This is a genomic window from uncultured Granulicatella sp. (assembly GCF_963528195.1).
Lineage (GTDB): Bacteria > Bacillota > Bacilli > Lactobacillales > Aerococcaceae > Granulicatella.
This window is the reverse complement of record NZ_CAURVN010000030.1, coordinates 1-15,491: the sequence shown is the minus strand read 5'-3', so window position 1 is coordinate 15,491 and position 15,491 is coordinate 1. Positions and strand designations below refer to the sequence as shown.

The window sequence follows — 15,491 nt, the reverse complement described above, 5'->3', positions numbered from 1 at the left end:
TAAGTATATCCGGGAATTCATTTCTGTTCCAATCATATTTTTAACAGCCAAAAATTTAGAAGAAGATATTGTATATGGAATACAGTCCGGTGCAGATGACTATATCACAAAACCATTCAGCATACCTGAATTAGTAGCAAGAGTACAGATGCATATCCGTCGAGAAGTACGCAATAATAATTCTAGTGAGATTCTACAATTTGGACCACTGGCAATTGATAAAACGAAAGAAGAACTTAGAATTGCAGATATACATATTCCAACTACAAAAAGAGAATTCCAATTAATTTTGTTACTCTCCAGTAATCCTAATAGAATATTTTCAAACGAAGAGCTCTTTGATTATCTTTACCCTCATGATTCTGAAACACAAGGGAGATCAATAACAGAGTATGTATACCAAATCAGGCAAAAATTAAAACCTTATGAAATTAATCCAATTAAAACAATTTGGGGAGGTGGTTATCAGTGGATAACGCTCTAACTTTTAACCAACTGATTAAACAAACATATTTTAAGATTTTAAGACAATTTCTTATTAGTCTTTTTCTATTTTATTTTCTACCTATGTTATTTACTGCATTTACTAATATTACTGAAAAAAATGCAGGGGCATTTACCATTTATTTCAGCACGATTTCTTGGGTTTATATTAGTCTTATTTTGTTTTCTATTATTGCTAAAAATATTAGCAATCTTTTAGAAAAGATAAAGCAAGAAACAAATATTGTTTATAATCAAAGTCTACTTGGGGATATAAATGAACAATCCTCAGCTAAGTTAACTTTAATTGAACTGATTGAAACAAGACAAAAAATTCAGGAAATGCAGTCAACGATTAAAAAAATGATTCAATCTGAAAAACAGCAAAAAAAGGAATTGATGTTTCAAGTCTCAGCTGCAGCGCATGATTTGAAGACACCTTTAACAATTATTCAAGGAAATGCTCAATTTTTACAATCTATGGACATCACTGGAAATATTGGTCAATGTTTAGGAGATATCGAACTTGCTAGCCAACAACTTAATAAATACTTTAACCAACTAATTAATTATTCTAAAACATTTTATAATGATACTTCTAATTGGGAGAGTTTCTCATCGGATTACTTAGTTGAATTATTTGAACAAGAAATTAAGTTACGTACTGACAAAAAGGCTAAAATCCAAATTTCAAATAACCTACCAATCCCTATTAATTTAACAATTAATCTAAACTTATTTCTACGAGCTATCCTAAATATTATCAATAATGCAATTGACCATTCCATAAGTAATTATCCAGTCATAAGAATAGACTATCAGTTAATGGATAATATATTTTTTATTTCTATATGGAATAGTGATTCCTCATTTTCGGAGAATATACTTGAAAAATATGGCTTACTTTTCTATCAAGATAATCAGGAAACAAATTCAGAACAAGGAAATCATTTCGGAATTGGATTAGCATTTGTTAATCGGGTAGCGAAAATTCATGGTGGAGAAGTGAAGTTGAGTAATTTTGAGAATGGTGCTCTTGTCACTATTTCTATACCAGTCTAGTCTTTAGTTTTCAACTATGATAATCTTCAAACTTTAAATTAATAACTACTTTCGTCATCTTGTTTAAGGTGGCGATTTTTTATTGGGTTGATTTATTTTTATATCTATTTCTATGATAAGAATTTCTGATATTTTTCTGATATTTATTTTGTATAACAAGAAGTGTAGACGACATATATATGAAATTTGATGGTATACCAATTGATAAAGAGATAAATTTATTTAAGTCTCAAAAATTATATTTGTAAAAGGTGGAAAAGATAAATGATACAATTTGAGAAAATTAGCAAAGGTTTTATTAGTAAGAGTGTTCTTACAGAAGTTTCGTTTACGGCAAAAGAGGGAGAAATAACGGCACTAATTGGTCCAAATGGGTCTGGTAAATCGACTTTAATAAAAATATTACTAGGTTTGATTTCCCCAGATGAAGGCAGAGCGACTTTTGATGGAAAAAGTTATGAAGATTTAGGTAAATATCCCTTTAGATATGTAGGTGCATTTCTAGATAGTTTTCAACCAAATCCAACAAGGACAGCCTACAGTCACTTAAGGTGGATTGCTTTAACTAGTGGTATAGATAAGCAGAGATGTTTAGAATGTTTAAAATTAGTTGGTCTTCATGATGTTGGTAATAAAAGGATAAAAGACTACTCTCTTGGAATGAAACAAAGACTGGGGCTGGCTACGGCTATTTTAGCGAATCCTAAAATACTTATTTTGGATGAACCCATTAATGGACTCGATCCAGATGGAATTAGATGGGTTAGAGAGTTTCTAAGAGAATTTGTTAGAGGCGGTAAAATAGTTTTAATCACAAGTCATTATATGAATGAATTAGAACTTACAGTTGACAAAATTGTAGGATTATCAAATGGTAAGATAGTAATTGATGGTAGTAGCAAAGATGTTCTTGAAGAATATGGATCTTTTGAGGAAGCCTATTTTAAATCTGTTACAAATTAAAGGGGGTAAACTTTATGAAAAATATTCGTAGTGAATTATACAAAATATTCTCATTGCCACTCTTTTGGAGGGGAGTAGCAATTTTGATTGGAATCAGTGTATTCTTTACCTTTCAAAATATTCAAGTAATCAATGCGATAGCAAATGGGAATACAGATATTCTTATACTTGAAGATACGACTAGTCAATTAACAGAGTTTCAAACAGTAAGAGATGCGATATTATCTTCCCCTTACCAATCTAGTATTTTATTTTTACCAATCTTATTTGCACTGATTTTATCTACGGAGTATAAATTTGGACAGGAATCATTCACTAAATTATTAACACCAAAATGGCAGACAGTTTTAACAGGTCAGATTTGCTCTGGAATAATTGTATCTAGTATGTTGACGGTTGTTCTATCTTTAATAAATAGTGCTATGCTCTATGCGATGTTAGATGAAACATTACAAAATTATCTTAACTCAGGTCTTGTTTTAGAAGTAACGTTAAGAATTATTATCTTTTCCATAACAATGACATTGCTTTCAATGTTTTTAGTAAAGATAACAAGAAAGCCTATTCCGTCTGTCATTATTATTGTAAGTATTCTTGTTATAACTTTATCAGGCATATTGAGAGTTGTTTCTCCGACGCTTGAAAATTTATTTCCCTTAACAGGTGCAAAGTCATTTGCATTTGGAAGAGTAGAAAATAACAATCCTTCAGAAATGTATGGTTTATTATTATTATTATCTCAAGCAGCAATAGTAACTATAATGATGTATATTAAAGCTTGGTATAAAAATAAGAAGGAGAAGAAACATGGATGAAATGATATATGCTCTTATTTATAAAAAATATAGTTTAATTGCGGTGAAAATACAAATTTTAAGTCAGTTATTGCTTACTTTATTTACCTGTATTCTTAGTTTAATAACATTTGAAATCAATGATAATGATATTATACTATCTAATAATCAAATTTTGGTAATTTCATCTTATTTATTTATGATAGGTGGACTGATAAATAGCTCTATGGAAGTCGAGTATTCAGAATCTAAAATAGTCTATTTATTAACCGGAAACAAAAATAACAGTACACAAAAAATTATGATTGTTGAGGTAATAGACTGTGTATTACAAGCCATTCTATCATTGTTAGTTATCGTAAGTTTCTTCATTATCAAAGGAACTATTAAGGAAGTTAGCTTAATACAGTTTTTCTCTTATCTTTTTAGTAGCGTTTTGTGTTTCTTGATTGCATATTATTTAACTTTATTTTTTAAGAGTTCGATGACAGCGTTAGCTACTTTGTTACTATTTCCAATATTAGTTATCCCCTATATTGAACGTGTATTTCCTGTAGTATTACCATACATCTATTCTGAAGCTATTGCTGAAAGTTTCAAAATATCAGCAATGTCTTCTAGTCATATTCTATTATTATTATGGAATTTGATTTTACTCTTATTAATCTACTTGAAAGTAAAAAAGAGATTGAAAAATGATTAGTTGAAATATATAATCTTCAATAGAAAATCTCATATTTATCGAAAATGCATCAACAACTGTCAAAATAAAAATGGCTTTTCTCTGTAGCTTTAGCACTATAAGCCAGATGGGCTTATAGTGCAGGAAAAATTGAGACCTTAGGCTCAATTTTTAGGCATGAAACAGCAGAGCTGTTTGCTGCCGTCCTTAGCTACTATAAGAAAAGCTAATTGTATTTATTGTTTATGCTTTCTTATCATATCAGTAGATAAATTCTTTAAAAATCGTTACAATAGAGTAGAGTTTAACAGTAAAATCTAATCTAATGACGACACAAAATATAATAGATTTGGATTTATAATTAGATAAATTCAAATCTATTTTTTTATCTATACGGAGGAACTTATGACATTTGATGGTTTATTTACAAAATGGATGACGGATGAAGTTTCTAAAGAAATTATTGGAGGGAGAATTAGTAAAATTCATCAGCCCCTTCCTTATGAAATTCAATTAACGATTCGTTCCAATCGTAAAAATTACTTACTATTAGTATGTGCTCATCCAATGATGGCACGATTTCAATTTATAGCAGAAAAAGGAGATAATCCTGAAATTGCTCCTAATTTTTGTATGATTTTGAGAAAATATCTTGAAGGAGCGATTATTCAAGATTTTACTCAAGTTGGAGCTGACCGAATTATTCATTTAGACGTGGATACAAGGGATGAACTTGGAGATGAAGCAAAATGGCGTTTGACACTTGAAATGATGGGAAAACATAGTAATGTTTTCTTAGTGGATCGAAGAAACCATCAAATTATTGATTGTTTAAAACGAATTCCATTAAGTCAAAATACGTATCGTACATTACAACCAGGTGCTACTTATCAATTACCTCCTCATCAAACAAAAATGAACCCATTTGAAATGACGTTATTTGAACTAGATGCTAGATTAACAAAGGGATTAGGTGAAGATTCTCTTGCAAAATCATTAATGAGTCTTGTACAAGGGATGAGTACATTAACAGCAAATGAAATTGTCGAACGTTCCATGATGTTTGATGAGACGATTGCTGAGAGTTTATGGAAGTTTTTAGCACAAAATAATGAAAAGCCAATGCCTACTTTAGCAAAACTTTCAAATGGAAAAAGCTATTTCACAGTTTGTCCTTATTATTCATTCCAAAATGCCGAAAATCAATCGTTTGAAACATTATCTGAATTATTAACAGCCTATTATGTTCATAAAGTTCAGGAAGAAAAAATCCAACAATTGGCTGGAAATTTACTTCAAATGTTGAAATCGGAATTAAAGAAAAATCGAGAAAAGCTCGTTAAATTTGAAGAAGATTTACAAAAAAGTGAGAAAGCGGAACAATACCGTATTAAAGGCGAGTTGTTAAATACTTGCTTGTACCAGATTGAAAAAGGACAAACTGAAATTCAAGTGGAGAATTATTATGACAATAATGAGTTACTAACTATTCCATTGTCTACGTGGTTGACACCTTCTCAAAATGCGCAAGCTTATTTTAAAAAATATCAAAAATTGAGAAATTCAATTGAACATATTGAAAAACAACAGGAACTTACTCAACAAGAAATTCAATATTTAGAACAAGTGTTATATCAAATTGAAGAAGCAGACGTGCAAAACTTAGAAATTATTCGAGAAGAATTAGTAGCAAATGGGTATTTAAAACGTTCTGCTTTGAAAAAAGGAAAACAAAAAGTGAAACCTTCAAAACCATATGTTTTCTATTCAAATGATGGTACAAGAATTTTAGTAGGTAGAAATAATTTACAAAATGATCATTTAACGTTAAAACAAGCGAAAAAAGAATACTTATGGTTACATGCCCAAAATATTCCTGGGTCACACGTGATTGTAGAATCAGCTAATCCAACGGATGAAACAATTGGTCAAGCAGCCATGTTGGCAGCGTACTATTCTAAATACCGTCATTCAGCAACTGTTCCTGTAGACTATGTTTCTGTTTCGAAAATTAGAAAGCCAAATGGATCTAAACCAGGATTTGTTGTGTATGAAGGACAACAAAATACGTATATTACTCCGGATGAAGCAGTGATTCAACAAATTCGAGAAAATAAACTAAAAGAATAAGGAGAGACAAATGAACGCAGTAAGAGCAGCTTATATTCATATTCCTTTTTGTTCTCATATTTGCTATTATTGCGATTTTAATAAAGTATTTATTGAAGGACAACCGGTTGATGAATATGTTGATTTATTAGTAAGAGAAATGCAATTACGAGCAGAAGCTCACCCCATCTCTCCTTTAGAGACGTTATATATCGGGGGAGGAACACCTTCAACTTTAACACCTAAGCAATTAGCAACTTTATTTGAAGGAATTCATCGATATTTACCACTAGAAAAAAATTGTGAATTTTCAATGGAATTAAATCCAGACGATGGGCAAATGGAACGTTTAGAAGTGATGAAAGAATATGGAGTTAATCGTATCAGTATGGGAGTTCAATCTTTTAATGATGAATTATTGAAGAAGATTGGTCGCAAACATAGTAAAAAGACAGTTTTACAAACGATAGGAAATGCTCGAAAACTAGGATTTGAAAATATCAGTATCGATTTAATTTTTAGACTGCCTCAACAAACGATTCAAGATTTTGAAGATAGTTTAAAAATTGCAATGGAATTGGACTTACCACATTATTCGATTTATTCTTTAATTTTAGAACAGAAGACAGTCTTTTATAATTTAATGAGACAAGGAAAGCTTCCTTTACCATCGCAAGATGAGGAAGCAGATATGTTTCAATTAGCCATGGATTCTATGGAAAGTTTTGGACGGCATCATTATGAAATTAGTAATTATGCTCTACCAGGTTTTGAATCAAGACATAATTTACATTACTGGAAAGCAGATGAGTATTTAGGTTTTGGTGCGGGTGCTCATGGTTATTTAAATCAAGAACGCTATCAAAATTGTGGACCAATTCAACATTATTTAGAACCATTACGGAATTTTGAACTTCCAGTTTTACAAAAGGATGTATTAAGTAAAAAATCTCAAATAGAAGAGTTTATGTTTTTAGGTTTAAGAAAAATGTCTGGTGTATCCAATCAAGAATTTTTTAAACGATTTGGTAAAAATATCAATGATATTTATCAAGAAATTATCGAGGATTTATTAGACCAGGAATTAATCCAGCTAACAGCTGAAGGAATTGCATTAACACATAAAGGAAAGTTTTTAGGAAATAATGTATTTCAAGCCTTTCTTTTAGAAGAGTAGAATCAATTTATTATAATAACTTTCACAAAAATGAAAGAGGTGATAGAATGACACCATTAAGAAGAACTAAAAAGAAAAGGAATTATTGGAAAATTGCTTTTTTGGCCTTAATTGCAATCAATTTATTTGTAATTATTTCTACATTAATTCCTAATCGAGCTAAATATCAAATTTCAACAATGCCAATTGTTGAGCAAGGAGAGAATTGGATGGAAGTCACATTAAGTAAAAATGAAATTCAAAATATTTTAGAAATTGTTTCCAAAAAAAATCAAGTAGAAAATCCAAGTTTTCCAAATTTTGTCATGAATGATTCTGTCATTCAAATTACAGGAGATGCGAATGCGTTAGGAGTAACCGTTCCTTATAAAATGACGACTGTACCCTATGTAACGGAAGAAGGAACTATTCAATTAAAAATACAATCTGTTCAATTAGGAGGATTCTCGTTACCAGTATTTTTAGCTTTAGGAAGATTACAACAAATGGAATTTCCAGAATGGTTCCAATTAAATACTGAAAAACAGTATTTTCTATTAAATTTATCAGGAATCCATGAAGGAAGTACGATTAAAGCAAAAAAAATTAATTTAAAAACGAATGAATTTGTTTTTTCTATTTCAATTTCTAATGACAATATAGTAGAATATCTACAGTAAGAAAAAATTTAAAGTCTATAAGACAGTTAGGAGATTACACATGAGTGTACATATTAATGCAACAAAAGGACAAATCGCTGAGGTAGTATTAATGCCAGGAGATCCACTTCGTGCTAAATACATCGCTGAACATTATTTAACAGATGTAGAACAATATAATAGTGTAAGAAATATGTTCGGATATACAGGTTTATACAAAGGAAAACGAGTATCTGTTCAAGGTAGTGGAATGGGTATTCCTTCAATGATGATTTATGCAAATGAATTATATACTGAATTTGGTGTTGAAAAAATTATTCGTATTGGTTCAGCTGGTTCAATTCAAACAGATGTAAATGTTCGTGATATTGTTTTAGCGCAAGGAGCTACAACGGATTCATCTATTATTACAAATATCTTCCAAGGACAAGTTAACTTTGCACCTTTAGCATCATTTGAATTATTAGATAAAGCTTATCATTTAGCAAAAGAACGTGGTGCAACTGTTCACGTTGGAAATATTTTATCTTCAGATCGTTTCTACAATGCTGAATTAAATAAACAAAAATTACAAGAATATGGCGTATTAGCCATTGAAATGGAAGCTGCCGGTTTATATGCATTAGCAGCACAACATAAAAAACAAGCTCTAGCAATTGTAACGATTAGCGACCATATTTTAACAGGTGAAGAAACAACTGCTGAAGAACGTGAAAAAACATTTAATGAAATGATGGAAATTGCTTTAGAAACAGTTCACAACGGTTAATAAGTAGGTAAAAATATGGAAGAAAATCAAGAAAAAGTTGTTAAAACACCTAAAAAAGGAATTCGACTCTGGGTATTTATCGTTTCATTAATTGCTACAATGCTCATTTCAGTTTTTATAACAGTTGCATTAGTGATTACGCAACTGCCAAAAGCAGATAATAAATATGCATTTGGTATATTTAAAAAGAATGAAATTTTTCAAATTGAAAAAGTATTTTATTATTTAAAACAAAATTATTTAGATAAAGATGTTACAAGTGAACAATTAATTCAAGGTGCTTTAAAAGGAATGGCTGAATCAGTTGGAGATCCTTATACTACTTATTTAGTGAATGATGAGACAGCTCAATTAGATGAAACAGTTAATGGAGCCTTTGGAGGAATTGGAGCTGAATTAAAATCAGATCAAAGCCGAGTAGTGATTAGTACTACAATGGAAGGAAGTCCTTCACAACAAGTAGGTCTTCAAGCGGATGATGTCATTACAAAAGTTAATGGCGAAGATATGACTGGTAAGACCATTTCTGAAGTTGTCAAGAAAGTACGTGGTGAAGTTGGAACAGATGTTGTATTAACCATTGAACGTGCTGGCACTTCTTTAGATGTTAAACTAACTAGAGCTAGCATTGCGATTAATACCGTAAAAGCTGAATTGGATAAAGAGGATGCCACAATTGGTCATGTTCGCATTACTAGTTTTGCAAAAAATACAGCTGAAGAATTAGAAAAAGCGGTGAAAGATTTGACAGATAAGGGTGCTAAAGCTTTTGTATTCGATGTACGATACAATCCTGGAGGACTTTTAGATCAAGCATATAAAGTTGCGAATATGTTCTTAAAAGATGGTGAACCAATCGTTCAAGTAGAAGATAGATTTGGAGAGAAAAAAATCTATAAAGCTTCTTCATCCATTGGTGAATTTAAAATTACTCAGCCATATGTTCTTCTAGTAAATGAAGGTAGTGCAAGTGCTTCTGAAATTTTAGCTGCAGCAATTAAAGAAGGTGCTGGAGGTCAAATTATAGGTACAAAAACTTATGGCAAAGGTACTGTACAAAGTGTCGTCGATATTACTGATAATAGTGAGTTAAAATATACGAATGCTAAATGGTTAACTCCAAAGGGAAATTGGATTCATAAAGAAGGGGTCACTCCAACGAAAGAAGTGAATTTACCAGATTACGCATTCTTAAAAATTATTGATGCGAAAGAAACATTAAAAGTAGGCTCAGTTTCACAAAATGTACTTTCTGCCGAAACGATTCTAAAAGGATTAGGATATTCTGTTACTGTAGACGGCTATTTTGATGAAGGTACAAAAGATGCAGTAAAATCTTATCAACAAAAAGAAGGATTAACTGCAACAGGAGAAGTGGATGAAGAGAGTGCTCAAAAATTAATGGATAGTGTTAGAGCATTAATTCAACAAAATGATACACAGTATCAAGCAGCAAAAGAATTACTAAAATAGAATGGAGGTTTTTAAATGGAAGAAGTTAGTTCATTTATTCCTCGTAATATGCGTAAAAGAAAACTTCCTAAGCGAACAATATGGGAAGAATTACTCAGTTGGTTAGCCTCCTTTGCAGTATCATTTGCGATATTAGCTTTATTATTTGTCTTTGTAGGAAAACCATTCACGGTAAGTGGGCAATCGATGTATCCTACACTACATAATTCAGATCGCATGTTTATGTCAAAATTAGGAGATATTCATCGATTTGATGTTGTTGTGTTACATGCTCCGGATCAAGATAAAGAGTATATTAAACGAGTAATCGGGATGCCTGGAGATACAATTGAGATAAAAGAAGGTAAATTATATATAAATGGTCAAGTAGTCGAACAACCTTTTATTAATAAAGAAATACTGGTAAACAAAACAGTTTATATTGATGATTTTACTTTAGAAGGTTTAACAGGTGAAACGACTGTACCAGAAGGAAAATATTTTGTAATGGGAGATAATCGTGGGGTTTCAAGAGACAGTCGCTTGATTGGATTTATTGATCGATCTGCGATTGAAGGAAAAGCAGTCTTTACGATTTGGCCGTTGAATCGCATTGGTGGTCAAAAAGATTATTCTTATTTATATTCTGAATGATAAGGAGAGATTCGAATGAGTTATGAAGATGAATATGAATACAAGCCCTCGATTTTGTCTATTATCTGGTCTTGGATTTGGTCATTTATAGTAGCATTCATCATTGTTGGGGGAGTGTATTTCTTCCTTGGTAGACCATTCACAGTGAGTGGTGCTTCAATGTATCCAACATTGCATAATGGTGATCGAATGGTACTTTCTAAAGTTGGAGATATTCATCGATTTGATGTTGTTATTCTAAAGGCACCGGATGAAAATGTTGAGTATATTAAACGGGTCATTGGTATGCCAGGAGATACAATTGAGATGAAGAGTGGTGTACTTTATATTAACGGAAAAAAAGTAGACCAACCATTTATTAATACTGAAGCATTGGCAAAACAGACGGTATTTATGGATGATTTCACTTTAGAGAGTCTAACTGGTGAATCAAAAGTACCTGAAGGGAAGTATTTTGTTTTAGGGGATAATCGTGGTGTTTCTAAAGATAGTCGAATGATTGGGTTTATTGATCGTTCAGCGATTGAAGGAAAAGCAGTCTTTACAATTTGGCCATTTGGTCGAATTGGAGGACAAAAAGATTATTCTTATTTATATTCTGAATAAGATATAGAAATTGACTTTTCGATAAGTAGTATTAGGACGCCAGCAGACCTTCGGTCTCATGGCTAAAAGTTGAGCCTATGGTCTCAACTTTTCCTGTACAAGAAGTATAGTATACTTCTTGTACCCATACTACTTTGAAAAGTCATTTCTATTTGACGTAAAGTTATGAGAATACGCTTATAATTGAGACTTCTTTGAAGTAGCTAGGACGCTAGCAGCCACCTAACGGTATCTCATAGCTAAAAATTGAGCCTTGGTCTCAATTTTTCCTGTACTATAATCCATGAAGGATTATAGTACTTCAGCTACTGCTAGAAGTCTTTTCTGCTTAAATGGATTTCATAAGAGAAAATTCATCGTTTATGACTTTTCGTAAAGTAGTAATAGGATGCCAGCAGACCTTCGGTCTCATGGCTAAAAGTTGAGCCTATGGTCTCAACTTTTCCTGTACAAGAAGTATAGTATACTTCTTGTACCCATACTACTTTGAAAAGTCATTTTTATAACGTTTTCTTTTACAAAAGGAAGAATAAGTGTTAAACTTCAAATGGTGCATAATAAGGATGCATTAATATAGGTTTATAGGAGGAAATCATATGGTTGGAATTATTATTGCAAGCCATGGTGAATTTGCTGCTGGTATTAAGCAATCTGGTTCAATGATTTTTGGAGAACAAGAAAAAGTTGAATCTGTTGTATTTATGCCAAGCGAAGGGCCAGATGATTTGCAAAGAAAATTGCAAGAAGCCATTGCGAAAGTTGATTCAGAAGAAATCTTATTCTTAGTCGATTTATGGGGCGGTAGTCCATTCAATCAAGCAAATAAATTGTTTGAAGAAGCTCCTGAACATCGTGCGATTGTTGCTGGATTAAACTTACCAATGTTAATCGAAGCGTATGCGAGTCGTTTCTCAATGAATACAGCTCACGAAATTGCGCAAGCGATTGCTCCAACTGCAATTGAAGGCGTGAAAGTTCGTCCAGAAGAATTGCAAAAGAAAGAAGAAGTAGCGGAAACTCAAACGGTTGCACCTAAAGGAGCTATTCCAGAAGGAACAGTTTTAGGGGATGGCAAAATTAAGTTTGTATTAGCTCGTATTGATACTCGTTTACTTCATGGACAAGTTGCTACTAACTGGACTAAAGCAACAAATCCAAATCGTATTATCGTTGTATCTGATTCAGTATCAAAAGACGATTTACGTAAAAAATTAATTGAACAAGCAGCTCCTCCAGGAGTTCGTGCTCACGTTATCCCATTGGATAAATTAGTTCAAGTTTATAACGACCCACGTTTTGGCGATACAAAAGCATTATTATTATTTGAAAACCCACAAGATGCTTTAGCAGTTATTGAAAAAGGTGTAGAAATTCCAGAATTAAATATTGGTTCTATGGCTCATTCAGTTGGTAAAGTTCAAATTAATAATGTATTATCTGTTGACCAAGCAGATGTTGATACGTATAAGAAATTACGTGATTTAGGCGTAAAATTCGATGTTAGAAAAGTATCAGGAGATTCACCTTCTGATTTATTCAAATTAATCGCTGCAAAAGCAGGCGAAGGATTAACCATTTAATAGGAGGTCATTATGGATTTTAATATTGTAGCAATTATTGCAGTCCTAGTTGTTGCCTTTTTAGCTGGTATGGAAAGTATTTTAGACCAATTCCAATTCCATCAACCAATTATTGCATGTTCATTAATTGGATTAGCAACAGGACATTTATCTGAATGTATTATTTTAGGTGGAGCTTTACAATTATTAGCTCTAGGTTGGGCTAATATCGGTGCAGCGGTTGCTCCCGATGCAGCGTTAGCTTCAGTAGCATCTGCCATTATTTATGTAAAAGCTGGTGACTTCTCTACAGATGGTCGTAATATCGCGATTGCAGCAGCTATCACTTTAGCAACTGTTGGTTTAGTAACAACTATGATTGTTCGTACTTTATCAGTTGTTCTTGTTCACCAAGCTGATAGAGCAGCAGAACAAGGTAACTTCCGTGGTGTTGAATTTTGGCACTATGTAGCATTAGCTACACAAGGGTTACGTATCGCAATTCCTGCAGGAGCTTTATTATTCATCCCTTCTTCAGCAGTACAAGCTGCTTTAGGTTCATTACCAGCATGGTTTACTGGTGGTATGACAGTAGGTGGGGGAATGGTAGTAGCCGTTGGTTATGCAATGGTTATTAACTTAATGGCAACTAAAGAAGTATGGCCATTCTTCTTCTTAGGTTTCGCGTTAGCACCAATTAAAGAATTAACATTAATTGCAACTGGTATTATTGGTTTAGCAATTGCTGTTATTTACTTAAACTTACAAAAAAATAACTCAGGTGGTTCAGGATCAAACTCTGGTTCAGGAGACCCACTTGGCGATATTTTAAATGATTACTAGAATGGAGGAACAGATATGTCAGAGAAAAAAGTTTCATTAACGAAAAGTGATCGTATTAGCGTAATGTTACGTTCTCAGTTCCTTCAAGGTTCATGGAACTATGAGCGTATGCAAAATGGTGGTTGGGCATTCTCATTAATCCCAGCACTTAAAAAATTATATCCTAACAAAGAAGAAGCAAGTGATGCTTTAAAACGTCACTTAGAGTTCTTTAATACTCACCCATATATTGCTGCTCCAATTCTTGGGGTAACATTAGCTCTTGAAGAAGAGAAAGCAAACGGAGCAGATATCGATGATGCTGCTATTCAAGGGGTTAAAGTTGGTATGATGGGACCATTAGCAGGTATTGGAGATCCAGTATTCTGGTTTACAGTTCGTCCAATTCTTGGAGCAATTGCTGCTTCATTAGCAACTGGTGGTTCATTAATTGCACCATTATTCTTCTTTATTGCTTGGAACTTAGTCCGTATTGGTTTCTTATGGTATACACAAGAAGTTGGATACCAAAAAGGTTCTGAAATTACAAGTGACTTATCAGGTGGTATTTTACAAACAATCACTAAAGGTGCTTCAATCTTAGGAATGTTCGTAATGGGGATTTTAGTTCAACGTTGGACTTCTATTAACTTCCCATTAGTTGTTGCTCGTGCTAAATTATCTGAAGGAGCATACATTCAATTCCCAGATGGAGCTGTTGATGGTTCAACATTACAAAAAATCTTATCTGCATTAGCAGGTGGTACTTCATTAACTCCTGAAAAAGTTACTACATTACAAGATAACTTAGACCAATTAATTCCAGGTTTTGCTGCTTTATTATTAACATTCGCATGTATGTGGTTATTAAAACGTAAAGTAAGTCCAATTTTAATTATCTTTGCATTATTTGCACTAGGTATTCTTGGTCGTGTAACAGGAATTATGTAATTAAGATACAATTTTGAGATGAACAGATTTAAAAGTCTGTTCATCTTTTTTTGTTTTATGATAGAATAGAGCTATCAGTTTAATGAATAAGGAGAAAGTTATGGCACAGTCTTTAAATACAAAAGTTATTTTTACAACGAAAGCCAATGTATTTGTTGGTTGGATTGGAAATAAACACGGCGATATTCTTGTTGGTGATCGAGCGTTTGAGTTTTATAATGAAAAAAATCCGGAAGATTATATTCAAATCCCTTGGAATGAAATTGATAAAGTACGTGCTCAATTGTTCTTCAAGGATCGTTATATTCGTGGGTTCTTTATAGATACGAAATCTGCAGGTTCTTTTAATTTTGTGGTGAAAAATGCAGGAAAATGTTTAAAAGAAATGCGTACATTTGTTGGAGAAGAAAACATTGTACGTAGTAAACCATTGTTTACGATGAGGAATTTTTTCAAAAAGTAACTATAATCTTATATAATGACTTCTCTAGCAATAGTAGTAAGGGACGGAAGCAGCCTTGCGCTTGCAAGTCTCATTCCTAAAATTTGAGCCTAAGGTCTCAAATTTCCCCAATAAAAGTAGCCAATTAGGCTACTTTTATCATTACTACTATGGGAAGTCATTGGGGTTTAGTACACTTTACGTCTTTTAAATTAATTGATTTTTTCATAGAAAAACTGTAAAATTTTTTATAAATATCAAGAATGAATTGATGGATATTTAAAGGATAATTTTCAAAAGAATAACAGGTGAGAAGAAAAATATGTAA

Annotated in this window: 16 protein-coding genes; all 16 read left to right on the top strand. The window is 32.3% G+C overall.

Features of this window, described 5'->3' with window-relative positions; all coding sequences use genetic code 11:
• The coding region (locus tag RWR88_RS06930) for a response regulator transcription factor (protein WP_314451403.1) at positions 1 to 484 on the top strand (484 nt) is incomplete at its 5' end.
• Complete coding sequence (locus RWR88_RS06925; protein ID WP_314451402.1) at positions 469 to 1,545, top strand: HAMP domain-containing sensor histidine kinase; 1,077 nt, start codon at positions 469 to 471, stop codon at positions 1,543 to 1,545. The genes RWR88_RS06930 and RWR88_RS06925, both read left to right, overlap by 16 nt.
• A gap of 264 nt (positions 1,546 to 1,809) precedes the next feature.
• Complete coding sequence (locus tag RWR88_RS06920) at positions 1,810 to 2,508, top strand: ATP-binding cassette domain-containing protein (RefSeq protein WP_314451401.1); 699 nt, start codon at positions 1,810 to 1,812, stop codon at positions 2,506 to 2,508.
• Between the two features lie 14 nt (positions 2,509 to 2,522).
• Positions 2,523 to 3,323 carry a hypothetical protein gene (locus RWR88_RS06915; RefSeq protein ID WP_314451400.1) on the top strand — a complete coding sequence of 267 codons (801 nt, stop codon included), beginning with the start codon at positions 2,523 to 2,525 and terminating at the stop codon, positions 3,321 to 3,323.
• Positions 3,316 to 4,005: a hypothetical protein gene (locus RWR88_RS06910; protein WP_314451399.1), complete on the top strand. Its 690-nt coding sequence runs from the start codon at positions 3,316 to 3,318 to the stop codon at positions 4,003 to 4,005. The genes RWR88_RS06915 and RWR88_RS06910 overlap by 8 nt, the downstream gene beginning before the upstream one ends.
• A gap of 384 nt (positions 4,006 to 4,389) precedes the next feature.
• The gene (locus RWR88_RS06905; RefSeq protein WP_314451397.1) at positions 4,390 to 6,114 is read left to right on the top strand and encodes an NFACT RNA binding domain-containing protein; all 1,725 of its coding nucleotides are present in this window, start codon (positions 4,390 to 4,392) and stop codon (positions 6,112 to 6,114) included.
• A gap of 10 nt (positions 6,115 to 6,124) precedes the next feature.
• Entirely contained in the window at positions 6,125 to 7,270 is a 1,146-nt protein-coding gene (gene hemW, locus RWR88_RS06900; RefSeq protein ID WP_314451395.1) for a radical SAM family heme chaperone HemW, read from the top strand.
• A 47-nt stretch (positions 7,271 to 7,317) separates the two neighbouring features.
• Complete coding sequence (locus tag RWR88_RS06895) at positions 7,318 to 7,929, top strand: DUF2140 family protein (RefSeq protein WP_314451394.1); 612 nt, start codon at positions 7,318 to 7,320, stop codon at positions 7,927 to 7,929.
• Between the two features lie 40 nt (positions 7,930 to 7,969).
• The gene (deoD, locus tag RWR88_RS06890) at positions 7,970 to 8,677 is read left to right on the top strand and encodes a purine-nucleoside phosphorylase (protein WP_314451392.1); all 708 of its coding nucleotides are present in this window, start codon (positions 7,970 to 7,972) and stop codon (positions 8,675 to 8,677) included.
• Positions 8,678 to 8,692: 15 nt separating this feature from the next.
• Positions 8,693 to 10,150 carry a S41 family peptidase gene (locus tag RWR88_RS06885; RefSeq protein ID WP_314451390.1) on the top strand — a complete coding sequence of 486 codons (1,458 nt, stop codon included), beginning with the start codon at positions 8,693 to 8,695 and terminating at the stop codon, positions 10,148 to 10,150.
• Between the two features lie 15 nt (positions 10,151 to 10,165).
• A complete protein-coding gene (gene lepB / locus RWR88_RS06880) occupies positions 10,166 to 10,783 on the top strand; it encodes a signal peptidase I (RefSeq protein WP_314451388.1) in 618 nt (205 codons plus the stop codon).
• A gap of 15 nt (positions 10,784 to 10,798) precedes the next feature.
• On the top strand, positions 10,799 to 11,389 hold the full coding sequence (gene lepB / locus RWR88_RS06875) for a signal peptidase I (protein ID WP_314451387.1): 591 nt from the start codon (positions 10,799 to 10,801) through the stop codon (positions 11,387 to 11,389).
• Between the two features lie 596 nt (positions 11,390 to 11,985).
• On the top strand, positions 11,986 to 12,969 hold the full coding sequence (locus RWR88_RS06870) for a mannose/fructose/sorbose PTS transporter subunit IIA (protein ID WP_314451386.1): 984 nt from the start codon (positions 11,986 to 11,988) through the stop codon (positions 12,967 to 12,969).
• Between the two features lie 9 nt (positions 12,970 to 12,978).
• Positions 12,979 to 13,791 carry a mannose/fructose/sorbose family PTS transporter subunit IIC gene (locus RWR88_RS06865; protein WP_211228175.1) on the top strand — a complete coding sequence of 271 codons (813 nt, stop codon included), beginning with the start codon at positions 12,979 to 12,981 and terminating at the stop codon, positions 13,789 to 13,791.
• Between the two features lie 15 nt (positions 13,792 to 13,806).
• The gene (locus tag RWR88_RS06860; protein ID WP_314256577.1) at positions 13,807 to 14,721 is read left to right on the top strand and encodes a PTS system mannose/fructose/sorbose family transporter subunit IID; all 915 of its coding nucleotides are present in this window, start codon (positions 13,807 to 13,809) and stop codon (positions 14,719 to 14,721) included.
• A gap of 100 nt (positions 14,722 to 14,821) precedes the next feature.
• Complete coding sequence (locus tag RWR88_RS06855) at positions 14,822 to 15,184, top strand: DUF956 family protein (RefSeq protein ID WP_314451385.1); 363 nt, start codon at positions 14,822 to 14,824, stop codon at positions 15,182 to 15,184.
• Positions 15,185 to 15,491: the final 307 nt, after the last annotated feature.

Bases quoted from the DNA above. Each gene is read 5' to 3' on its own strand.
- RWR88_RS06905 (WP_314451397.1), top strand. From the start codon at position 4,390: ATGACATTTGATGGTTTATTTACAAAATGGATGACGGATGAAGTTTCT.
- RWR88_RS06885 (WP_314451390.1), top strand. From the start codon at position 8,693: ATGGAAGAAAATCAAGAAAAAGTTGTTAAAACACCTAAAAAAGGAATT.
- RWR88_RS06915 (WP_314451400.1), top strand. From the start codon at position 2,523: ATGAAAAATATTCGTAGTGAATTATACAAAATATTCTCATTGCCACTC.
- RWR88_RS06860 (WP_314256577.1), top strand. From the start codon at position 13,807: ATGTCAGAGAAAAAAGTTTCATTAACGAAAAGTGATCGTATTAGCGTA.
- lepB (WP_314451387.1), top strand. From the start codon at position 10,799: ATGAGTTATGAAGATGAATATGAATACAAGCCCTCGATTTTGTCTATT.
- RWR88_RS06895 (WP_314451394.1), top strand. From the start codon at position 7,318: ATGACACCATTAAGAAGAACTAAAAAGAAAAGGAATTATTGGAAAATT.
- lepB (WP_314451388.1), top strand. From the start codon at position 10,166: ATGGAAGAAGTTAGTTCATTTATTCCTCGTAATATGCGTAAAAGAAAA.
- RWR88_RS06920 (WP_314451401.1), top strand. From the start codon at position 1,810: ATGATACAATTTGAGAAAATTAGCAAAGGTTTTATTAGTAAGAGTGTT.
- deoD (WP_314451392.1), top strand. From the start codon at position 7,970: ATGAGTGTACATATTAATGCAACAAAAGGACAAATCGCTGAGGTAGTA.
- RWR88_RS06870 (WP_314451386.1), top strand. From the start codon at position 11,986: ATGGTTGGAATTATTATTGCAAGCCATGGTGAATTTGCTGCTGGTATT.
- hemW (WP_314451395.1), top strand. From the start codon at position 6,125: ATGAACGCAGTAAGAGCAGCTTATATTCATATTCCTTTTTGTTCTCAT.
- RWR88_RS06855 (WP_314451385.1), top strand. From the start codon at position 14,822: ATGGCACAGTCTTTAAATACAAAAGTTATTTTTACAACGAAAGCCAAT.
- RWR88_RS06910 (WP_314451399.1), top strand. From the start codon at position 3,316: ATGGATGAAATGATATATGCTCTTATTTATAAAAAATATAGTTTAATT.